This is a genomic window from Vibrio sp. R78045, from assembly GCF_042466085.1.
Taxonomy (GTDB): domain Bacteria; phylum Pseudomonadota; class Gammaproteobacteria; order Enterobacterales; family Vibrionaceae; genus Vibrio; species Vibrio cyclitrophicus.
On the sequence record NZ_JAXHBS010000008.1, the window covers coordinates 520074 to 542274 of the forward strand.

At 43.6% G+C, this 22201-nt stretch carries 16 protein-coding genes and 2 pseudogenes; 11 read left to right on the forward strand and 7 right to left on the reverse strand.

The window, feature by feature from the left end; all coding sequences use genetic code 11:
- Positions 1-24 precede the first annotated feature (24 nt).
- Complete coding sequence (locus SJY39_RS04850) at positions 25-3141, forward strand: beta-galactosidase (protein ID WP_016794555.1); 3117 nt, start codon at positions 25-27, stop codon at positions 3139-3141.
- 125 nt (positions 3142-3266) lie between these two features.
- Here the strand turns inward: SJY39_RS04850 and SJY39_RS04855 are convergent.
- Positions 3267-3422 (reverse strand): annotated as a pseudogene (locus SJY39_RS04855) (amino acid permease); the annotation flags it as partial.
- A 415-nt stretch (positions 3423-3837) separates the two neighbouring features.
- Positions 3838-4821, reverse strand: a complete 984-nt coding sequence (ebgR, locus tag SJY39_RS04860; protein WP_016791861.1) for a transcriptional regulator EbgR — start codon at positions 4819-4821, stop codon at positions 3838-3840.
- Between the two features lie 393 nt (positions 4822-5214).
- Between ebgR and galE the strand changes: the two genes are divergently transcribed.
- The 4 genes from galE to galM all read left to right on the forward strand — a co-directional run bounded on the left by galE (position 5215) and on the right by galM (position 10080).
- Positions 5215-6225 carry a UDP-glucose 4-epimerase GalE gene (gene galE / locus SJY39_RS04865; RefSeq protein ID WP_016767619.1) on the forward strand — a complete coding sequence of 337 codons (1011 nt, stop codon included), beginning with the start codon at positions 5215-5217 and terminating at the stop codon, positions 6223-6225.
- A gap of 248 nt (positions 6226-6473) precedes the next feature.
- Positions 6474-7529, forward strand: a complete 1056-nt coding sequence (locus SJY39_RS04870; protein WP_016787772.1) for a UDP-glucose--hexose-1-phosphate uridylyltransferase — start codon at positions 6474-6476, stop codon at positions 7527-7529.
- 189 nt (positions 7530-7718) lie between these two features.
- Positions 7719-8879, forward strand: a complete 1161-nt coding sequence (gene galK, locus SJY39_RS04875) for a galactokinase (protein WP_010436297.1) — start codon at positions 7719-7721, stop codon at positions 8877-8879.
- Between the two features lie 121 nt (positions 8880-9000).
- A complete protein-coding gene (gene galM / locus SJY39_RS04880; protein ID WP_010436301.1) occupies positions 9001-10080 on the forward strand; it encodes a galactose-1-epimerase in 1080 nt (359 codons plus the stop codon).
- Positions 10081-10213: 133 nt separating this feature from the next.
- Here the strand turns inward: galM and SJY39_RS04885 are convergent, their stop codons facing one another.
- Positions 10214-11212 (reverse strand): substrate-binding domain-containing protein, encoded by a 999-nt coding sequence (locus tag SJY39_RS04885; RefSeq protein WP_010436305.1) that lies wholly within the window; start codon positions 11210-11212, stop codon positions 10214-10216.
- A 198-nt stretch (positions 11213-11410) separates the two neighbouring features.
- On the opposite strand from SJY39_RS04885, the pseudogene SJY39_RS04890 reads away from it, so the two are divergent.
- Positions 11411-11732: pseudogene (locus SJY39_RS04890) on the forward strand (tRNA-binding protein).
- 80 nt (positions 11733-11812) lie between these two features.
- Here the strand turns inward: SJY39_RS04890 and SJY39_RS04895 are convergent.
- Entirely contained in the window at positions 11813-12367 is a 555-nt protein-coding gene (locus SJY39_RS04895; RefSeq protein WP_010436312.1) for a gamma-glutamylcyclotransferase family protein, read from the reverse strand.
- A 305-nt stretch (positions 12368-12672) separates the two neighbouring features.
- Between SJY39_RS04895 and SJY39_RS04900 the strand changes: the two genes are divergently transcribed.
- Positions 12673-13857 carry an NnrS family protein gene (locus SJY39_RS04900; protein ID WP_016767617.1) on the forward strand — a complete coding sequence of 395 codons (1185 nt, stop codon included), beginning with the start codon at positions 12673-12675 and terminating at the stop codon, positions 13855-13857.
- A gap of 77 nt (positions 13858-13934) precedes the next feature.
- On the opposite strand, the gene SJY39_RS04905 is transcribed toward SJY39_RS04900, so the two are convergent.
- A complete protein-coding gene (locus tag SJY39_RS04905) occupies positions 13935-14945 on the reverse strand; it encodes an adenosine deaminase (RefSeq protein WP_016793807.1) in 1011 nt (336 codons plus the stop codon).
- Positions 14946-15300: 355 nt separating this feature from the next.
- Here SJY39_RS04905 and SJY39_RS04910 point away from each other — a divergent pair, with 355 nt between their 5' ends.
- Entirely contained in the window at positions 15301-15615 is a 315-nt protein-coding gene (locus tag SJY39_RS04910) for a DUF3622 domain-containing protein (RefSeq protein WP_010436335.1), read from the forward strand.
- A 173-nt stretch (positions 15616-15788) separates the two neighbouring features.
- On the opposite strand, the gene SJY39_RS04915 is transcribed toward SJY39_RS04910, so the two are convergent.
- Positions 15789-16835 (reverse strand): succinylglutamate desuccinylase/aspartoacylase family protein, encoded by a 1047-nt coding sequence (locus SJY39_RS04915; RefSeq protein ID WP_010436338.1) that lies wholly within the window; start codon positions 16833-16835, stop codon positions 15789-15791.
- A 270-nt stretch (positions 16836-17105) separates the two neighbouring features.
- Between SJY39_RS04915 and SJY39_RS04920 the strand changes: the two genes are divergently transcribed.
- The gene (locus tag SJY39_RS04920) at positions 17106-17645 is read left to right on the forward strand and encodes a DUF3332 domain-containing protein (protein ID WP_010436340.1); all 540 of its coding nucleotides are present in this window, start codon (positions 17106-17108) and stop codon (positions 17643-17645) included.
- Positions 17646-17781: 136 nt separating this feature from the next.
- On the opposite strand, the gene SJY39_RS04925 is transcribed toward SJY39_RS04920, so the two are convergent.
- Complete coding sequence (locus tag SJY39_RS04925) at positions 17782-19254, reverse strand: aminoacyl-histidine dipeptidase (protein WP_016791373.1); 1473 nt, start codon at positions 19252-19254, stop codon at positions 17782-17784.
- Between the two features lie 1076 nt (positions 19255-20330).
- Here SJY39_RS04925 and SJY39_RS04930 point away from each other — a divergent pair.
- Entirely contained in the window at positions 20331-21620 is a 1290-nt protein-coding gene (locus SJY39_RS04930) for an NCS2 family permease (protein WP_390241444.1), read from the forward strand.
- Positions 21621-21704: 84 nt separating this feature from the next.
- Positions 21705-22169, forward strand: coding sequence for an oxytetracycline resistance phosphoribosyltransferase domain-containing protein Tet(34) (gene tet(34) / locus SJY39_RS04935; RefSeq protein WP_010436346.1), 465 nt, complete (start codon positions 21705-21707; stop codon positions 22167-22169).
- Positions 22170-22201: the final 32 nt, after the last annotated feature.

A 22201-nucleotide genomic window follows, 5' to 3' on the forward strand; every position in this document is an offset into this window, starting at 1 on the left:
TCGGTTTATCGTAAGGAACACTTAATGAGAACTTTCTCTCAGATCATCTCTGCCCGCGAATGGGAAAACCAACACATCACTCATCATAACGTTGTTGAGGCTCATGCTCCTTTGAATGGTTACACCTCGTTGGCAGAGGCTGTGGGGAAGAACTCGTCACGCACCTTGTCTCTCAATGGGGTTTGGAAGTTTCAGCTGTTCGATTCGCCGGAGTTGGTCTGCGAAGAGTTTGTCTCTGAACATTTTGATGATTCCTCATGGAAGTCGATCGCGGTGCCAAGCAACTGGCAGATGCAAGGCTTTGATAAACCGATCTATACCAATGTGAAATATCCTTTCGCTGATAACCCTCCCTTCGTCCCTAGCGATAATCCGACAGGACTCTACCGCACGCATTTTAACTGCACGGAACCGGAGCTATTAGATACCCATAGGCTGACCTTTGATGGCGTGAATTCTGCATTTCATTTGTGGTGCAACGGCAAGTGGGTTGGCTATTCGCAAGACAGTCGATTACCGGCTGAATTTGACGTGTCTGAATACTTACAAGCAGGCGAGAACACGCTAGCTGTCATGGTGCTGCGTTGGTCTGATGGTTCCTATCTTGAAGACCAAGATATGTGGTGGCTCAGCGGCATCTTCCGTGATGTGACTTTATTGAGAAAGCCCAAGGTCGCAATCGAGGATGTTGGTATTGAGACTCAGCTAGATGCTTGCTATCGCGATGCGGTTTTAAATATTTCTACGCAAATAACCAAGCACAGTAATGATGTAGAAGGCTTCGATAAGCTGAAAGCTGAACTTTATGATGCTCAAGGACAGTTGGTTTGTGAACCTCAAATCGTGGGCTTTGGTGAGCGAGTTGTGGATGAGAAAGGGCCTTGGTGTGAAGTCGCAGAGCACTGCCTTTCGGTCGTGAATCCGAACAAGTGGAGTGCCGAGTCACCCTACTTATATCGTTGTGTGGTGTCATTGCTCAATAAACATGATGAGCTTGTCGATTGTGAGGCTTACGATGTCGGATTTCGATGTGTTGAAATTACCGATAGTTTGCTCAAAGTTAACGGTAAGTCGTTGCTGATTCGTGGTGTGAATCGCCATGAACATCACCCTGAATTGGGTCACACCATGACGCGTGAAGGGATGATTCAAGACATCAAACTGCTCAAACAAAATAACTTCAATGCCGTTAGAACCGCTCATTATCCTAATCACCCATTATGGTATGAACTGTGTGATGAGTATGGCCTGTATCTGGTAGATGAAGCGAATGTGGAAACCCATGGTCAGTTTCCGATGTGTCGACTGTCTAATGATTCGTCGTGGTTGAATGCGTACATGAGACGAATGACAAGGCTAGTGGAACGCGATAAAAACCACGCCAGCGTGATCATTTGGTCGTTGGGTAATGAGTCGGGGATTGGTCGTAATCACCATGCGATGTATCAATGGGTGAAGCAAGCTGATCCAACACGTCCCGTTCAGTATGAAGGTGGCGGTGCTGATACAGCAGCGACCGATATTTTATGTCCTATGTATGCGCGGGTTGATTGGGATTTACCTGTGGTTGAGAGTCAACCTGAAGTGACACCTCGCGTGGGTATTCGCAAAGCGATCGCTCTACCAAACGAGCACCGTCCTCTTATTCTCTGTGAGTACGCCCATGCAATGGGGAACAGTCTGGGTAGCTTTGATAAATACTGGCAGGCGTTTAGAGACAACCCAAGATTACAGGGCGGATTTATCTGGGATTGGGTCGATCAAGGGATCACCAAAACCGATTCGAGCGGCACACAATATTGGGGCTATGGTGGTGATTTCGGCGACGAGATTAATGATCGCCAGTTCTGCATTAATGGTTTGGTATTCCCAGACAGAACGGTACATCCAACGCTGCATGAAGTGAAAAAGGCGCAACAGTTTTATCAGTTCAAGCTGGTGTCTGCATCACCACTGGTGATTGAAGTACACAGCGAACACCTATTTGTGACCAGCAGGGTTGAAACGTTGAATTGGACGGTTACCCAGAATGGTGTGGTCACGTGCGATGGTTGTATCGAATTGATGGTTGATGCGGGCGAGAGTGTCCAGATAGAACTTAATGGTGTGACTATTCCTCATACGGCCAACGCGCTAAATTACCTCAATCTAGAAGTGGTATTAAACACCAATACTGCATGGGCGAATAAAGGTCATGTGACGGCGATTGAACAGCTTACCTTACCCACTCAGCCGCAATTGATGTTGGATGCCAACCTCTCTCAATTTCCACCAAAAGTGACTGAAACCGACGCGCTGCTGACGGTGATTGGAGATGCTTATCAAGTAGAGTTCGACAGATTATCTGGGACATTAGAGAGCTGGAAAGTCAAAGGGGTGGAACAACTTGCTAGTGGCCTTCGAGATAACTTTTATCGTGCACCATTAGACAACGATATCGGTGTCAGTGAAGCAAACCGAGTCGATCCTAATTCATGGATAGCCCGCTGGCAGGCGATGAAGTTAGACAAGCTCACTCCAGAATGCATCGAATTTTCATGTTCTACTCAGCAAAACTCGGTGTCAGTGACTGCAAGAATTGCCCACTTAGTTGAGGGGCAAGTACGTTTGCTCTCTACGTGGCAATATCAACTGTTTGCTGATGGTGAAGTGAACATTGAAGTGCATGTTCAAGCGGCGAAAGGTTTGCCTTCTCTGCCACGAGTCGGTTTTGAGTTTGCTTTGAACCATGTGCCTGATGGTGTGGAATGGTTTGGTCGTGGGCCACACGAAAATTACCCAGACCGAAAAATGTCAGCCCATATGGGGCGATATCAGCAGAGCATTGAACGAATGCATACCCCGTATATTTTTCCTTCTGATTGTGGCTTGCGTTGTGATGTTCGTGACGCAAAAATGGGAGCATTTGAATTGCAAGGAGACTTCCATTTCTCAGTCAGTCGTTTTGGGTTACAGCAGTTACAGAAGGCAAAGCATACTTGTGACTTAACAGAACAAGAACAGCTGTTTGTTTATGTGGATGGCTTCCATATGGGCGTCGGTGGCGATGACTCATGGACGCCCAGTGTCCATGATGAGTTCAAATTATTGAAAGAGCATTACCATTATCAGGTGCGCTTCCATTGTGGTGACATAGGCTAACGTACAGTGAATAGAGTAAAAGGATCATGGTAGGCCAAATAGTCTAAGAGCTTGTTATTTAGTCATAAAAAAGGTACTCACCAAATGGGAGTACCTTAAGTATTCAATCAGAATGTAGGGTAAAACTAAGCGTTCACCGGTTCAGGTTTTGCTTCTAGTTTGTTCTCTTCTGGAGATAAGCTTTTCTCGTATTGACCGTACCTCTACCATGCGTAGCCAAGGAAGATCAAGATACCGCCCGCGTTGTAGAAGGTTACGGTCATGATGTCTGTGCCAGTTGGGTTGTCTTATGGTACGAAAGGCACATCAATTGGTAATAGGAAACCTTCATCTGCGTATTTAAGATCGCTGTGGCCTTCCATTGGCCATGCAATAGTTGAAAGTAGCTGAACCGTTCTCTCTGAAACGTATTTGCATTTTTTTCTTATGCATAATAGGTTCTTAGTGAATACGAGTACTTTTGGTTTGATATAATTATTAGTAAAGTATTTACTGAATTATTGGATGGTTTTATTTTAACTTAATCACGTTTTTATGGTCTTTTTGCGGTGCTGTGTGATCCACTTAAAAGAATGCTATTGGTTGATTTATGCAGCAGGTTAAAGAGGAGGATATGTGTCGATTGATATATGTGATGAGCAAAAAAAGGCCACCTTAAATAAAGGTGGCTTTGGTTTATTTATTTGATATTTATAACTATTTTGTTGTGTCGCGCAGCTTAATTTTGCTTGGTACATAGACGCGTAATGGGATGGTTCGGCCGTCGCGCGCTTTCTCTATCAGAAGGTTAACACCTTGAATTCCCATCAGTTCAGAATGGATACGAACCGTTGATAAAGATGGGAAAGTAAACTTAGCGGTTGGGATGTCATTTACACTGATCAGCGCAATATCTTCAGGAATGCGCAATCCGTGTTCATGTATCGCTCGTAAAACGCCAATAGCGATGGAATCTGATGCAATAAACATGGCTTTAGGGTAGTCGTCAGTCGCGAGCATCTGTTTTGCAAGCTTGTAACCTGATGAGCTAGAGAAGTCACCACGGTAGATGTCTTGCTCACTGACAACGTTCTTAAGGCTACCGTATTCAGCAAAGGCTACTTCGCGAATATCAGGAGTGTTGACGTTATCTTGTCCGCCAATAAAACCAATGCGTTGATAGCCTTGGTTGATAAAGAAGTTGGTGATCTCTTTGCTGATCAAAGCCAGGTCGATATCGACAGAGTCATAAGGTTCAGAGTGATCAGTGAAATCGACATAACAGATATTATCGCTTAGCTTTTTGGCTTGTTCGATAACCTCCGGTGTCATTCTTCCTACTAACAAAACACCTGTGATTGGCGTTGAGTTAATCTGTATTTTGCTCTCATAACAGTTGGTTAGCTTAACTTCCATCTTTTTACATTGGGTTTCAATCCCATGGCGGATTGATAGGTAGTAAGGGTCGTTAACTTCAACTTCTTGCTTGTAGTTATACAGTGCTAGAAAGTGATGGTTTTGTTTTTTACTGCTAACGGTTTTTCGTGAGCTGCTGGTTTTGTATTCCAACTTCTCTGCAATTTCAAAGATACGCCTTTTGGTCTCTTCCTTGACGCTTAATGTTGGATCTTCATTGAGAACCCTTGAAACTGTAGCCAATGATACATTCGCTTCAGTCGCGATATCTTTTAACGTTGCCATACTCACTTCCTGTTATTGGAATATTGCGCTGCTTTGAAATTGGTATTTAGTAAAAAAGCAATGCACCTCTTTATTCTACAAACCTATTGTAATCAAACTAGACGTCATTGCATTAACTTTTAGTAAAATAAATGCTCAACTCATTTGTGATGTCTAAAACCTAACTATCTATAATTATATTATTAAGATTCAATGGTTTAGAGGTTAATATCTATGCGTTATCTCTATGTCTTATTCTGTACCAATGATTAAACTTAGTGTAAACGTTTACACTTCGTGGTTTTGATCACAGAATTATAGTCAAAATGGCTGCTACTATTTCTGACATACGGTGCTACTGAGCTGAATATCAGTTCGAGTTAGCCCACGAATGACGACAAAGAGAGGTTGATTGTGAAAGTACTGGTTACGGGCGGCATGGGTTACATCGGAAGTCATACATGCATTCAAATGATACAGGCAGGTATGGAGCCGATCATTGTTGATAACCTTTGCAATAGCAAAGAGCTAGTGCTGGAACGAATCGAATCGTTAACTGGCAAGCGACCAACGTTTTATCTTGGCGACATTCGTGACCAATCTTTTCTAGATAGCGTGTTTTCAGAGAATGATATCCAAGCCGTGATTCATTTTGCTGGTCTGAAAGCGGTAGGGGAGTCGGTGGCTAAGCCTTTGGAGTACTACGATAACAACGTAAATGGTTCACTGGTGTTAGCTCGAAGCATGAAAAAAGCAGGCGTGAAAAGCATCGTGTTTAGTTCTTCGGCTACTGTTTACGGTGATCCAGAAGTGGTGCCGATTACTGAAACTTCACCAACTGGCGCGACAACTAACCCTTACGGTCGCAGTAAATACATGGTGGAAGAGTGCTTGAGCGATCTATTCAACGCTGAAAACGACTGGAGCGTGACGTTACTGCGCTACTTTAACCCTGTTGGTGCACATACATCAGGCACCATGGGTGAAGACCCACAAGGTATCCCAAATAATCTGATGCCGTTTATTGCTCAAGTAGCCGTTGGTCGCCGTGAAAAATTGGCTGTTTTTGGAAACGATTACCCAACAGTCGATGGCACAGGCGTTCGTGACTATATTCATGTAATGGATTTAGCGGATGGCCATGTCGCAGCGCTAAAAGTGGTGGGCGAGAAAGCGGGCTTACACATTTACAACCTAGGTACGGGCAAAGGCTCAAGTGTACTCGAGATGGTTGAAGCCTTCGCACAAGCATCGGGCAAGCTAGTTCCTTATGAACTATGCCCACGCCGCGCAGGTGATATTGCCGAATGTTGGGCAAGTACTGAAAAAGCAGAGCGAGAGCTTGGCTGGAAGGCGACGCGCAGCGTGATGGAAATGACGGCGGATACGTGGAATTGGCAGTCGAATAACCCGAATGGCTACTAGCCTTAGCCTGTGTGATTGAAGCTGCCTAGCTGCAACTCCAATTTCATTGGGGAATGCAAAGGTAATAGATGAGAAAAGAGAGATTCCAGATAACTCGTCCCTCTATTCTGGAATGACGAATTTTAAAACTACGATTTCTGAACGTCATTCCCTACAGCGAGGAACGAGCGTGATAGGGAATCTCCTTGTAGAAGAATTATTCATCTTGGTGAATTGACCAAGACACAAAATTTGAGAGCAACCTAAACATGTCAAAAGTTGAATTTAACCCAGTAGACCACCCACATCGTCGTTATAACCCATTAACGGGTCAGTGGATCTTAGTATCACCGCACCGAGCAAAGCGTCCGTGGAGCGGCCAAGATGAAAAGCCATCGACTGCGCAACTTCCAGCGTATGAGAAAGAGTGTTTCTTGTGCCCGACCAATACGCGTATCTCGGGTGACGAAAACCCAGATTATGATGGTACTTACGTATTCAGTAACGATTTCGCGGCGTTGATGCCTGATTCACCTGACGCTCCAGAGTCTGAAAACCCTCTATTCAAGACTCAAGGTGTTCGCGGGTTGAGCCGCGTTATCTGTTTCTCTCCGGACCACAGCAAAACGCTGCCAGAGTTACCAGTTAATAAAATCCGTGGTGTGATTGATACCTGGAACGAGCAGATTGAAGAGCTAGGTAAAGATTACCTATGGGTTCAAGCTTTCGAAAACAAAGGCGAGACCATGGGTTGTTCTCAGCCTCACCCACACGGTCAAATTTGGGCGAACAGCTTTCTGCCAAACGAGATTGAACGTAAAGAAAAGCTACTGAAAGAGTACTTCGAGCAACAAGGTTCGAACCTGTTAGTCGATTACGTTGAAGCTGAAATGAAAGACGGCTCACGTACTGTGGTTGAAACTGAACATTGGATTGCCGTAGTGCCTTACTGGGCAGCGTGGCCATTTGAAACTATGTTGCTACCAAAAACACACATTCGCCGTATGAGTGAACTGACTGACGAACAACGTAATGATTTAGCGCTTGCGATTAAGAAGCTGACCAGTCGTTACGATAACTTGTTCCAATGTTCATTCCCTTACTCAATGGGCTGGCACTATGCACCGTTCTTCGAAGAAGGTACGGACATCGATCACTGGCAACTGCATGCGTTGTTCTACCCGCCACTGTTACGCAGTGCTTCGGTTCGTAAGTTCATGGTGGGCTACGAAATGTTGGCGGAATCTCAGCGTGATTTAACCGCAGAACAAGCCGCGCAACGTCTTCGTGATTTGAGTGACGTTCACTACAAAGAGCAGGAATAGCCTACTTCGTAGATAACGAGCGAGATTCCTGATATCTCGTCCGTCGATCCTGGAATGACAGTTTCATTGAAACGTTTAGCGTCAATCCCGAGAGTGAGGAACGAAGAAGTCGGGAATCTAAAAGAATTAAAGTGGTGTCGTAAAGGGGCCATAACCAATTGATTAAAGAGTTAAGCAGAGAGTTTACTTATGTCTGATCTGATCCAAAACGTGAAAGCATCTTTTGAGCAAGTCCTTGGTTACCAAGCGACTCACATAATTCAAGCTCCAGGTCGTGTGAACCTGATTGGTGAGCATACCGACTACAACGATGGTTTTGTTCTACCGTGTGCCATTAACTACCAAACGGTAGTCGCAGCGGCTAAGCGTGACGACAACATCGTGCGTGTAGTATCAGTAGACTACGGTAATGCAGTAGATGAGTTCGATTTAACTCAAGAGATTACATTCCAACAAGACAAAATGTGGGCTAACTACATTCGTGGTGTGGTGAAGTGCCTAATGGGGCGTGGCTTTGAATTTACAGGTGCCGACATCTCTGTAACCGGCAACGTGCCCCAAGGTGCGGGTTTAAGTTCTTCTGCGGCTCTGGAAGTGGTCATCGGTCAGACATTCAAGGTGCTTTACAACCTAGAGATTAGTCAAGCGGAAGTCGCTCTGAATGGTCAGCAAGCCGAAAACGAATTCGTTGGTTGTAACTGCGGCATCATGGACCAAATGATCTCTGCAGAAGGTCGTGCAAACCACGCGATGCTGTTGGACTGTCGTAGCCTAGAAACAACGGCTGTCTCTATGCCAGAAGATATGGCTGTGGTTATCATTAACTCAAACAAAAAACGCGGCTTAGTCGACAGCGAATACAACACGCGTCGTGAGCAATGTGAAGAAGCGGCGCGCATCTTTGGTGTTCCGGCACTGCGTGATGTGACCATTGAACAATTCAAAGCGAAAGAGTCTGAGTTAGATGAAATGGTCGCGAAACGTGCTCGTCACGTGATTACTGAAAATGACCGTACCGTTGAAGCGGCTCAAGCTTTACGTACTCATGATATGAAGCGTATGGGCGAGTTGATGGCAGAATCTCATGCTTCAATGCGAGACGATTTTGAAATCACAGTGAAAGAGATCGACACGTTGGTTGATATGGTTAAAGAAGTGATCGGTGAGCAAGGTGGTGTACGTATGACTGGCGGCGGTTTTGGCGGTTGTATCGTGGCATTGGTTCCACCTGCATTGGTTGATGAAATTAAAACAGCCGTTGAACAGAAATATCAAGTGGCGACGGGGCTAAAAGAATCTATTTATGTGTGCCAAGCTAAAGACGGAGCGGGTCTTGTTGAAGTAATCTAGCTGTTTAGATACTTAATGCTCAAAAGCGAAGGTCTACCGAGTAAAAAGATCATGGTAGGCTAAATAGTAAATCCTTTACCTAATGTAGAGGTTTTTTGCTGGCACTAGAAAGGAATTTAGAATGACCTCAGAGCAGAATTTGCATCAATCCATGACACAAACGGCAGCCTATGATGGTCAACCTGCTCAGTTAGTTACTTTGTCCAACAAGCATGGCATGCAAGTCACCTTCATGGATATTGGTGCAACGTGGTTGAGTTGTATCCTGCCAGTCAAAGGAAACAAACGTGAAGTTTTGTTAGGTGTAAACTCAATGGAGAACTTCGAGAAACAAGCCAGTTATATGGGCACAACGGTTGGTCGTTATGCTAACCGCATTGCCAATGGTCGTTTCAAAATTGACGGCCAGAACTACAAGTTGGAAACCAACCAAGCGGGCAATACCTTGCATGGTGGTCCTGATGGTTTTGATAAACGTCGTTGGAATATTACCGAGCAAACAGAAACGTCAGTGGTGTTTACTCTAGAGTCTACTGATGGAGACCAAGGGTTTCCGGGGAATTTGAATGTATCGGTGCGTTATGACATAACCGAAGATAATCGAGTTTCCATTAACTACTCTGCAACCGCTGATAAGCCAACCGTGGTTAACCTAACGAATCACGCATACTTTAATCTACTAGGGGCGAATAACGGTCACGATTGTCTGTCTCATATTGTTAGTATCAATGCTTCACAATATTTACCAACTAACGCTGTTGGTATCCCATTAGGCAATTTAAAGGCGGTGAAATCGACTAGCTTTGACTTCAGTCAGCCTATGATGATCTCTGAACGTTTGCTTGGGGATGAACAACAAAAAGCGGCCAAAGGTTATGATCACTCTTTTCTTTTAGCGGATGGCTGTAAGCGCGATAAATGCGCAGCTACAGTGACGTCGCCTGATGCACTTGTCACCTTGAAAGTCTTTTCTACTAAGCCAGCTATACAGCTGTATACCGGAAATTGGTTGGGTGGAACACCCAATCGAAACGGTGGCACTTATGAAGACTATGCAGGTATTGCATTGGAAACCCAGTTCTTACCAGACTCACCTAACCACCCAGAGTGGAAGCAAGAAAGTTGTATTCTTAGGCCTGAACAGGAATACCACTATCGAACTTGTTACCAGTTTGAATTTTCGGGGGATTATTCAAACTAGTCCATTCTAGCTCAAAACGGTTTATGCTAATTGGCTCCAACAAAGGGATTATTGTTGGGAAGAGTATGGTGAGAAAGCCCTAACAGAACTGCTTCTGTTAGGGCTTTTTTTTGTTTGATGAGTTGACTAAAATTTAGATTTTCTCTACCGAATTTCGGCGCACTAAAGTAGGAGAGAACATCATAGGCTCGGAAGAGGTACCTCGACCTTTAGCTAGCACAAGCGCTAGGCGAGTGGCTTTCTCTGCCATCATCTGAATAGGGTAGCGAATCGTAGTTAGCTTAGGGTGTACATAACGCGCAATTAAGCCGTCATCAAAACCAACAATCGATACTTTATCTGGTGCTTGAATACCGTTTTCATCAAGTACAGATAACGCACCAGCCGCCATGTAATCGTTGTAAGCCACAAGGCCTGTAATCGGGAGAGATTTGGTCAATAGGTTGGTCATTGCGTACTCGCCACCGTCACTGGTTGGAGCGGCGTATTCAATGTAGCTTTCAGACAGCGCGATTTTGTAATCAGAGAGTGCAGCTAGATAGCCTTGCACTCGTTCATCGGCATCTTCAATGCTGTGTGATGAAGCGATACATGCGATGTTCTTGTGACCATGACGAATCAAATATTCTGTAGCAAGGTAAGCGCCTTTCTTATTGTCTAAGAAAATACAACGCTCGGCGATTTCGGCAATATAACGGTTGATCAACACTAAGCCTTTTACTTCTTTTGCGTAGGCGATGAGTTCTTCATCCGTTAATCCCTTGGAATGGATCACCAAGGCATCACAGCGACTATTGATCAGCAACTCAATGGCTTGTCTCTCTTCTTCACGATCGTGAGAACCATTGCCGACAAGGATATGTTTACCGTTTTCGCGTGCGACATTATCAACAGCCTTAACTAAGGTGCCAAAAAAGGGATCGGAGATATCACCCACTAACACACCAACCGTGTTCGTGCTTTGGCTTACAAGCGCACGAGCATTGGCATTCGGACGATAGCCGAGTTTTGTCATGGCTTTAGTTACAGACTCAATTGAATTTGCACTTGCCTTCGGAGACTTGTTTACGACTCGAGATACGGTTGCAACTGAAACACCAGCTTCCTTTGCTACATCTTTAATTGTTGCCATCTTTTACCTCTATTCATTGCTGTATCTATTTAACACCGACAATGAAGGTAAGGCAATGAAACTCTCATTTTACTTCCATTAATGCGATCTTTACCGCTTGTAACTATTAGGCTTAATGCTAGTGTAAACATTTACATTTTACTTAATTTTAGTAAATATTTTTAATGAGTGGAAACCAATCAATATAGGAAGTGAGAAATGGATACTGTCTCTTATGGTGACTTTGCTAAGTTAGAAATGCGTGTGGGTAAGATCATTGAGGTTGTGCGTCATGAAAACGCAGACAAGCTTTACATTGTGCAAGTAGAAGACGCTACAAACGGTAACCAGCCTTGTCCCTTACTACACCGAAGAAGAGTTAATGTGCAAACTAGTGGTTGTATTGTGTAACTTAGCGAAAGCGAAGATGAGAGGCCACACCTCTGAGTGCATGTTGTTATGTGCAGAAACGGAAGGTGAATCTGAAAGTGTACTGCTGACACCAGAACGTGTGATGCCAACGGGTATTCGTGTCGTTTAAGCTCGCTTTAGGTTGGTGAGTCAATGTGTTCACCAACCTAAATTAGCTAGCTTTGTCGAGCAATTAGCTATGTATATTAACTAGCCGCGTACGGTCAGTATCAAGCCATCAATTACACTATGGTGATGATCGGAAACTCCTGCAAGGTTGCCGTATTTAGGCTGGTGGCGATCATTTTCTAATGGGTGATGCCAACCTTGTGTGTGTTTAACAAAGTGCGCCGCAAAGCTTTCAGACACCTCTAAACATCCTGCTAATACCGTATCGACATAGGTTTGAACGATAGGACTGTTCTCGCAAGGCGCTTCAATTTCGTTTTTGATGTATACCCAAATCGATTGATCCTGCTTGAACTCAGTGTTGCTCTCTATCTGATCGGCTTTGAGTTCGATTCGGTGATAACCGCGTTCACGGCGATCAAAATCAGCCAGTGTAATATCATCAACCTCAAGCAATACTCCATTCACTTGACCATCTCCTGGATTGACTATGAGGGGGGACAACACGTAACTGTCATCAATTTTACTCCAATGGCGCACTAAGCCATGCACAATTGCAGGAATGGCCTGTCCAGTTTGACCTGTTAGTTGACGTGAAGAGGAGTTGATTAAGCTACCGTAACCGAAAATATACATCGCGTTCCCTGTCTGTTCTTTTGAATTTGAGACTAGTCTTACTATATGTTCCAAGTAACTAAATGTCAGTAGTTATTATTTTTAACACTTTCGTGTCTAATTGACATGTATTGGTGTGTTTAATTGACTCTTTTCTTTGTGTTTTTTACGCGTTTATGATTGTTTTTATTGGGTTTATACCTTTGGCGCGTTTCGTGCATTACTTAAATAAAAATAACAGTAATGATGACTGCATCATGAATTTGGCTATTTATGCCAATTCCATATAAGCCATTCTTGGCCGTTATCTGAAATGAGGAACGAGTTTGTTAAATATCACAGATAAAAGTGTAGAAGACGCAATTCCAGCCTATCTGCGTTTAGGCTTCCGACCTTTCTTCTTTTTGGGCAGTCTCTATGCCGTTATCGCTATCGTGGCTTGGGTTGTCATGTTCCAAAATGGTCAGCCGGAGATTTTAAAAGTCCCTGCGCTTTGGTGGCACGTACATGAAATGTTGTTTGGCTTTGCTATGGCGATTGTTGTCGGCTTTGTTTTAACGGCGGTGCAAACGTGGACGGGAGTCAATGGCACTAAGCATTATCGATTGGCTGCCTTAGTGGGATTATGGCTTGCACCTCGCCTTCTATTTTGGACTCCTGCACCTTTGTGGCTGATCTCATCGGTTGAGGCGCTGTTTATGATCTTTGCCGCTTACGAAATTGGTTTCCGAGTTGTGAAGTCAAAAGGCTGGAAGAACTTGTTCTTTGTTCCGTTGTTTATACTGGCTATCGTGGCGAATTTTGCTAGCTATGCAACCATTAAGGGCATGCCTCCATTTCCATCGTCTGCAGTATGGCACGCGATGTTGTGGTGGTTTACGTTGTTATTGTCTGTAATGGGTGGACGAGTGATTCCATTCTTTACGGCGCGTCGTTTTGATTTTGAAAAAGCACAACCACTCGTTTGGTTAGAATGGTTAGCGAATCTACCTTTGGTTGGTTTATTTGTGTTGAGCTTCTTCCCATTAACTTTTGCTCAAATTGGCAATCAATTGATGGTATTTGCGGGAGCAGCTCAATTGGTACGCTTCATTCGCTGGAAACCGTGGACGACATTATCTGAACCTTTGGTGTGGTCACTGCATGCGGCTTACTTATGTATTCCCTTGAGTTTGTTGCTGAGAGGTTTGTTGGACAACCCGTTCGCAAGCCATAACATGCTGCACCTGTTTGCTATTGGCGGTCTGAGTGGATTAATTCTAGCGATGATTACGCGTGTGACGATGGGGCATACTGGTCGTGCTATCTATAAAGGGCAGAGTATGGCTTTGGCGTTCTCTGCTATTTTTATCGCAGCACTCGTTCGCAGTTTAGGCGTGACTTTCTTCCCTGCCTACTTGTTTGAAATTGTGAACATCAGCGCAGGTTTGTGGACGTTAGCGTTTGGTCTATTTATCTGGAAGTTTGGCATGATGCTGTTAACCCCAAGAGTGGATGGTCACCCAGGCTAAGCGTATTGATTTTCGAACTCATTTTGAAAGGGAAACATTGAGCTTCCCTTTTTTTGATCGCTGCATAGGTCCATTTTTTAGTGAATATTTTCAGCAAGATATTGGCGCACTTGTGCAATGAGAGCTTCTTTGGCGTGAGGTGAGATGAAACTGGCTTCGATGGCGTTAATACTGAACTGTGCTAATTCGTTTTTCGTCACCATGTGAGCATTGGCGACGGCGAGGAAGTTATCATTCATATACCCGCCGAAGTAAGCGGGATCATCGGAATTGATGGTGACGCATAGCTCTCTTCTCAGCAACTCGACGATGTTGTGCTCTTGCATGGTGTCGAAGACTTTGAGCTTGGTATTCGATAGTGGGCAGACCGTCAGCGGTGTGCGTTTAGCGATTAGCTGTTCCATCAAGTTTTCATCTTCAACACAGCGAACGCCATGATCAATTCGGGTAATGCTTAACAAGCTCAGTGCGTCGATAATATTTTGTGCTGGGCCTTCTTCTCCGGCGTGTGCGACGGTCAGGAAGCCTTGGTTGATAGCTTCTTGGAATACATATTTAAATTTCTCTGGCGGGTTGCCCTGTTCTGATGAATCTAGCCCAACGGCAATGATCTTATCTTTATAGGGAAGTGCTTGTTTGAGCGTTTCAAAAGCGCTGTCTTCATCAAGGTGACGCAGAAAGCACATGATCAGTTGGCTGCTGATGCCAAGTTCTTGCTCTGCTTGATTCAAAGCTCGAGTGATCCCACCGACTATGACTTCAAAGGCAATACCGCGTTCAGTGTGAGTCTGAGGGTCGAAGAATATTTCGGTATGAACCACATTATCTTGCTGGCACTTCAGTAGATAAGCCCATGTCAGGTCGTAGAAGTCTTGTTCATGAATGAGTACGTTAGCGCCTTGGTAATAGATATCGAGAAAGGACTGAAGATTGTGAAATTGGTACGCGTCCCTTACTTGGTCTGGGTTTTCAAAGGGAATTGAAATGTTATTACGCTTGGCGAGTTTGAACATCAGTTCTGGTTCTAACGAACCTTCAATATGTAAGTGCAGTTCAACTTTAGGTAAATTTTTGATAAAGCTATCCATAGCAACCCCTTCGCTATTGTAATTATGGGCGGAGTAGGTGAGATGTTTCGATGGTGAGATCCGAGTCTATAGGCTATCTCTTTCATTTATCTCTATTTGAGCATAGTTCATTTGCTCGTTATCGAGAAAGTGCCCCGTAAATTGGAAGCTATTTTGGAGTTATGAACGAATTGAAATGACTCGCAAACGATTTACCGCACTAGAGTGTGATCCGCTGCAAATATTTGCAGCAATATGTGTTGATTTGTGCTCTAATACCGCGCTTACCAAGGGATGGTGTTAAAAGATACCCACTTAGATGGAGTTATCAAAGTTGACCGATCCCGTAATGATCTCCCTTAGGAAAAAATAGAACATGTCTAAGAACAAAAAATTTGATATCCGCCTTACAGAAAAACGCAACGGTTGGTGTGCAGAGATTACTCGTCAAGTAACATCTCGCAGTACTACAGTATCTAAGCGTGAGTCTGGTTTCGAAACTGAAGCTCTAGCACAAGAGTGGGCAGAGAAAGAACTAGCATCTTTCATCGCAAACCAAGCAGAACGTAACGAGCGTAAATCAGAGCAGCGTAAAGAGCGTGACGAACTACGTCACACTAAAGAGCTTAAAGCTGAGCAAGCTCGTGAAGCACGCGCTAAAGCTCGTGCAGAAGAGGAAGACGCTGAGTAATTCGGTGCACGATTAACTTATAGGTCCCTTAATTTTAAGATAAGGGACTTATAAAAAAAGCCCCAATATAGGTGACTATATTGGGGCTTTTTCGTTTGTGGAGTTCGTTTCTATTTTGCCTAAGAGCGACGGTTTTTATTTATCGTTTTTAACGTCGCTCTATCAAGCTTTAATCAGTTGTTCAGTGTGGTTAGCCAATCGTCTTCTGCTACTTCTTCAATGTAGCTTTCTACTGATTGGCCTACTTCTTCATCGTCTTGTTTGAAGTAAGCAATGTGGAATACTGCATCACCTTCGTTGACAAGAGGCAGCGTTTGCTGGCCAATCACAATACCACCTTTGGTTGTGATCACTTGGCCTTCTTCGTGGCCCAAAGGAGAGCTGATGTAAGCTAGAGTTTGCCCAGCCTCAACTTGTTCACCAAGTCTTACCATATTACGCAAGATGCCGTCTGATTCAGCGCGGATCCAGCTGGTGGATTTGCTCAATACTGGCTCTGGCAACTTCTTACGGTTAGGGCGCAACATGCCTATTTCTTTCATCACTTGATGAACGCCTAGATAGCCTGCACGAATCGCTAAAGGATCAAAACGCAGCGCTTCACCACCTTCATAAGTCAGTACCGGGATGCCCAGTTTTTCAGCTTCGCTACGCAGTGAACCATCACGCAAAGGTGAATCAATGATTACTGGCGTTGCGAACGCTTTCGCAATTCGTAATGTTTCTGGATTTGATAGGTTTGCACGAATCTGTGGCAGGTTAGTACGGTGAATAGCACCTGTATGTAGATCCAAAATGTAATCACAGTGCTTCGCTACGTTTTCGAAGAAGGTGTAAGCGATGCGTGATGTCAATGAGCCTTTCTCACTACCTGGGAAGCAACGGTTTAGGTCGCGACGGTCTGGTAAGTAACGAGATTTATGAATGAAGCCAAATACGTTTACGATCGGCACAACAATTAATGTACCTTTCAGTTTATTAGGTTCTATTGCGTTAGTTAACTGTCGTGCAATCTCAACACCGTTTAGCTCATCACCGTGAATAGCAGCGTTTACCATTAGTGTTGGGCCAGCTTGGCGACCGTGGATGATCTCAATCGGGATCGAAAGTGGAGAGTGCGTGTAAAGCTGAGCTGCCTGTAGTTCAATCTCTTTTCGTTGTCCTGGCTGAACAGTATAACCAAGTAATTCGAATGGTTGATTAGGTTTTAGTCTTGCCATTTAGGTTGTTCTCAACATAGTGATAATTCGTTAACACGGAATGTAGCAATCGTTGATTTTTAGTACGAATCAATCGCTTTACTGTGACGACAAAACTTTTTTATGGAGGGGGTTGGTTATTGGTTTCAATTTTTAATTTGCGATAATTTTGGGTGTTTCAATTTGTGATTTTTCTGACAATTTATTGATTTTAATCTGATAATTCAGAATGTGATGGCTGCTATTATCCATCGCCATTTTTGGTGGCCAAATTCAAATATCGAGATAAAAATGAAGAAAACAATTTCAAAAGTCGTAGCTCTGGCGGTGGTATCAGTTGCTTTATCTGGCTGCGTTGGTAGCAACGCAGTGACGGGGTACTTAATGAAATTCAACCTTAAAGCTGTTGATAACCGTTATGCTCGTGGTGGTTTAAACTTATTGTTAGCACCAGCTTACGGTCTAACTATTGCTGCCGATTACTTAGTGTTCAACTCGCTAGAGTTCTGGACGGGTAGTAACCCTCTAACTGGTACCCCGCATATCTTTGATACTAAGATGGATACTTACCTTGATATTAACCATCAACTGGATCCGTCTCTAACGGAAGCGCCGGTAGGTCCTATCACAAGTGCTGATATGATCGAAAAAGGTCAAATGCAGCAGATCGATGAAAACACTATCCAAATGGATATTACATACCAATCTGGTGAGCGTGCTACATTAATCGGTGTTCGCGATGGCGAGATGGTGACGTACTTCATCGATGGTGAAGTTGTGGCACAAACTTCAATTGATGAGCTAGAGAGCTACGCGGCTACACGCGCTTAATTGCTTGTTTAGTCACAAATAGTCGATTACAAAGATTAGATACAGAAACAGGTACTCATTGAGTACCTGTTTTATTTTGTTTTGAATAAACGGTGCTTACTGTAAGCAGCATCTATTGAGTATATATATTATCGAATTATGCTTTTTCTGGGATTGCTTCAAGCAGTGCAACCATTTGGTTCCAGAATAGCTCAACTGTGTCGATCTTCACTTTCTCATCAGGAGAGTGTGGGAACTTGATTGTTGGGCCGAAAGAAACCATATCCATATTCGGGTAAGGTTCTTTGAATAGACCACACTCAAGACCTGCATGGATAACCATGATGTTTGGCTTGTGACCGTAGATACCTTCGTACATGTCGCGGAAGATATGCATAATTTCTGAATCTGCGTCTGGTTTCCAACCTGGGTAAGCACCAGAGAACGAGATGTTAGCGCCTGCTAGCTCAGCAACAGAGTGCAGCATGCTTTCTACTTGGCTACGACCTGAATCGATCAAAGAACGGATCAGGCAAAGCACTGTGATCGAGTTCTCTTCTGTTGTGATAACACCTACGTTTAGAGACGTTTCAACAACACCTTCAATCTCGTCACTCATACGAATCACGCCGTTTGGACATGCGTTAAGTGCCGCGATAAAGCGAGCTTGTTCTGCTTGAGTAAGAGTACCCATTTCAACGGTTACTTCTTCGTTGAATGTTACGATACTGTCTTCGATTTTACCCAGCTCAGTAGATAGAAGCTCAGTGTAGTAGTTGTATAACGAAGCCAGTTTCTCTTGGTTTTCAGCCGGTACTGCAACCGTTACGAAGCCTTCACGAGGGATAGCGTTACGAAGGCTACCACCTTTGAACTCTATGATACGAAGGTCTAGCTCTTTTGCGTGACACGCTAGGAAACGAGCAAGTAATTTGTTTGCGTTTGCACGACCCGTGTGAATATCACAACCAGAGTGACCGCCTTTAAGGCCTTTTAGCGTTAGCTTACGTGTAACGAAATTATCAGGGACTGCATCACGAGTGATGTCGAAAGTCATTGCACCGTCGATACCGCCAGCACAACCCATGTACACTTCGCCTTCTTGCTCTGAATCGGTATTAAGAAGGATATCGCCTTCTAACCAACCCGCTTCAAGACCGAAAGCACCAGTCATACCCGCTTCTTCATCTACGGTTAGTAGAACTTCGATAGGGCCGTGTTGGATTTCGTTTGAAGCAAGAACGGCCAAACAAGAAGCCATGCCCATACCATTGTCGGCACCAAGTGTTGTGCCTTTTGCAGTAACCCATTCACCATCAATGTACGGTTGGATTGGATCTTTAGCGAAGTCATGAACTGTGTCTTCGTTCTTTTGTGGAACCATATCGATGTGAGCTTGTAGCACGACACCTTTCTTGTTTTCCATGCCCTGTGTCGCTGGCTTCTTGATGAATACGTTGCCCGTTGGATCGCGACGCACATCTAGGCCTTGCTCTGTTGCCCAAGCAATAATGTATTGAGCAAGCTCTTCTTCGTGCTTTGAAGGGTGTGGGATTGAACAAATCTTATCGAAAAACTGCCAAATAGGGGCAGGGGACAATTTACTGATCTCAGAATGGAATTCAGACACGGATGACTCCTTTTTTATTTGATAACCATATATTTAGGATTTGGATGGATGGAAAGTTAGAACAAAAATCTAAAATATGGATCTGTTTTGATGGCAACAGCATACCACTTGCGCGTTTTGACGAGTAGCGCTTCTAAGCCCCAGACTCCTCAAATTTTGAAAGCTAGATTGTTCATTTGATCATGAGTAAGTGTCTTGATGCTTATAATTAATTCAGGCAAACGTTTATTTAGTTTTGTTGTGTAATTTAATTACGAGATTTAGTTTGTAAAATAACCATAAACAGCTAAAAGTGTGATGTGGAGCAGGAAAAGCTTGTAATCTTTTTTCTTTGAGGTATATTAATAACCAACTTCTTAAGTGAAGAGTAAATGCTCAAAGGATGAGTCCGTTTTATCGCCTCCAGGGAACCGAGAAATCAAATTCGTTTTTATTGATTTATTAAGGTGATAGTTATGAAAGGTTTACCATCTGCAATGTTCTGGCTTAACAGCTCTGTTTACACTAGCAACTTTGCATACCCAACAAGCTTTGGTTACTAATACCAGCTGCTTGTAACTTGAACAGTTTGTTCACCCCTATATATTGGAATTCTTTTACAACCCTTTGGTTGACTGATTCTACCGCCACTCATTTTTGAGTGGCGTTTTTTTTGCCTGCTACTTTATCGCCTATCTTGTTCCCAACCACTTTCATTCATTCATTATTTCTCTGTCATTCGTTGCGGTTATTTTTTAAACGCCAAACGATCAATTCACGCCTTATTACGAATCCTGTTGAAAAATACACAACTCTTGTGGGTTTCATTTGAGAATTTGATGGCTAGATTCTCAATGAAAATAATCGATGGTCGAAAAAGTAATCAAGTATAATTGTTGTTTTTTTGTTTTAAATCTTTGTTTTTAATGATTATTTAATTATTCAGTTTATGTTTTTAATCACTTTGTTTCATACGTCATTCTGATAAATATTAATTAGAGCCTTAATTCTATCTGGAATTTGTTATTTGATAACTTTATAATCCACAGCCAATCGATTACGCAACCGTTTACTTTTTACCCTTATAGGATTCGATAATGTTCGAAAAGCTATTCAAACTCAGTGAAAATGGCACCAATGTGCGCACTGAAATCATCGCAGGTCTAACAACCTTCCTAACAATGGCTTACATCATTTTTGTAAACCCAATGATTCTAGCTGACGCTGGGATGGACCATGGCGCTGTATTTGTAGCAACCTGTTTAGCGGCTGCTATTGGCTGTTTCATTATGGGCTTTGTTGCTAACTACCCAATTGCTCAAGCTCCAGGCATGGGGTTGAACGCATTCTTTACCTACGCTGTTGTAATGGGTATGGGTTATACGTGGCAAGTTGCTCTGTCAGCAGTTTTCGTATCAGGCGTAATCTTCATTTTCTTAAGTATCTTTAAGATTCGTGAATGGATTATTAACTCGATCCCTATGTCTCTGCGTGTTGGTATCTCTGCAGGTATCGGCCTTTTCTTAGCGTTCATTGCACTTAGCAATGCTGGCATCGTGGTTTCTAACCCAGCAACTAAGGTTTCACTGGGCGATATTACCGCGGTTGCTCCTATTCTAGGCGCACTGGGTTTTTTCCTTACTATTGCTCTCGTTCATCGTGGTGTTAAAGGCGCAGTAATGATTGCTATTTTAGCAATCACAGCGATTGGTATCGCAATTGGCGACGTTCAATATGGCGGTATCATGTCTACACCGCCAAGCCTAGCACCTACATTCATGCAGCTTGATTTCTCTGCTGTATTCGAAATCGGTATGATTTCAGTGGTATTTGCATTCTTGTTTGTCGATTTATTCGATACTGCCGGTACTTTGGTTGGTGTTGCAACAAAAGCAAACCTAATTAAAGAAGACGGCAAACTACCACGCTTGAATAAAGCACTACTCGCTGACTCTACAGCAACGTCTATCGGTGCATTATTAGGTACATCAAACACAACCTCTTACGTAGAAAGTGTTGCTGGTGTTGCTGAGGGTGGTCGTACCGGCCTAACAGCAGTTGTTGTTGGTATCTTATTCTTACTGGCTCTTTTCTTCTCGCCGCTTGCAGGCATGATCCCGGCTTACGCAACATCTGGTGCACTGTTTTATGTAGCAATTCTAATGATGTCTGGTCTAGTTGGCATTGATTGGCGTGATCTTACGGAAGCTGCACCAGTCGTGGTAACATGTTTGCTAATGCCGCTGACGTACTCTATTGCTGAGGGTATCTCACTAGGTTTCATCGCTTACGCTGCAATTAAGCTGCTAAGTGGTAAAGGTCGTGATGTTTCACCTGCAGTGTGGGTAATGTCGGCTATCTTTATTCTTAAATATATTTTCGCTTAATCGTCTAGATTTCTGCTTAATCGTTGAAGAGGCTATGTTTCGCATAGCCTCTAATAACATGACAAAATTATTAGGTTTTATACTATGAGCAACAAATTCGTTATCACTTGGGACAACATGCAGACTTACTGCCGCCAACTAGCAGAAAAGCAAATGCCAGCAGAACAGTGGAAAGGCATCTGGGCAGTAAGCCGTGGTGGCTTAGTTCCTGGTGCAATCTTGGCCCGTGAGCTAGGTATTCGTCACGTAGATACGATTTGTATTTCTAGCTACGACCACGATCACCAACGTGATATGACGGTAGTTAAAGCACCTGAGGGTGACGGCGAAGGCTTCCTTATCGTTGAAGACCTTGTTGATAGTGGTGACACTGCACGTAAACTTCGCGAAATGTACCCGAAAGCGAAACTAATCGCAGTTTGTGCAAAACCATCTGGCGCACATTTACTAGATGAGTACATCGTTGATATCGCTCAAGACACTTGGATTGAGCAGCCTTGGGATACTAGCTTAAGCTTCGTTGAGCCAGTAAATCGCAAGTCAAAATAAGCGTAAACTTAGTTTTTTGAGAAATGACCCTT

Bases quoted from the DNA above. Each gene is read 5' to 3' on its own strand.
- SJY39_RS04850 (WP_016794555.1), top strand. From the start codon at position 25: ATGAGAACTTTCTCTCAGATCATCTCTGCCCGCGAATGGGAAAACCAA.
- ebgR (WP_016791861.1), bottom strand. From the start codon at position 4,821: ATGGCAACGTTAAAAGATATCGCGACTGAAGCGAATGTATCATTGGCT.
- SJY39_RS04870 (WP_016787772.1), top strand. From the start codon at position 6,474: ATGTCAAAAGTTGAATTTAACCCAGTAGACCACCCACATCGTCGTTAT.
- galK (WP_010436297.1), top strand. From the start codon at position 7,719: ATGTCTGATCTGATCCAAAACGTGAAAGCATCTTTTGAGCAAGTCCTT.
- galM (WP_010436301.1), top strand. From the start codon at position 9,001: ATGACCTCAGAGCAGAATTTGCATCAATCCATGACACAAACGGCAGCC.
- SJY39_RS04885 (WP_010436305.1), bottom strand. From the start codon at position 11,212: ATGGCAACAATTAAAGATGTAGCAAAGGAAGCTGGTGTTTCAGTTGCA.
- SJY39_RS04895 (WP_010436312.1), bottom strand. From the start codon at position 12,367: ATGTATATTTTCGGTTACGGTAGCTTAATCAACTCCTCTTCACGTCAA.
- SJY39_RS04905 (WP_016793807.1), bottom strand. From the start codon at position 14,945: ATGGATAGCTTTATCAAAAATTTACCTAAAGTTGAACTGCACTTACAT.
- SJY39_RS04910 (WP_010436335.1), top strand. From the start codon at position 15,301: ATGTCTAAGAACAAAAAATTTGATATCCGCCTTACAGAAAAACGCAAC.
- SJY39_RS04915 (WP_010436338.1), bottom strand. From the start codon at position 16,835: ATGGCAAGACTAAAACCTAATCAACCATTCGAATTACTTGGTTATACT.
- SJY39_RS04920 (WP_010436340.1), top strand. From the start codon at position 17,106: ATGAAGAAAACAATTTCAAAAGTCGTAGCTCTGGCGGTGGTATCAGTT.
- SJY39_RS04930 (WP_390241444.1), top strand. From the start codon at position 20,331: ATGTTCGAAAAGCTATTCAAACTCAGTGAAAATGGCACCAATGTGCGC.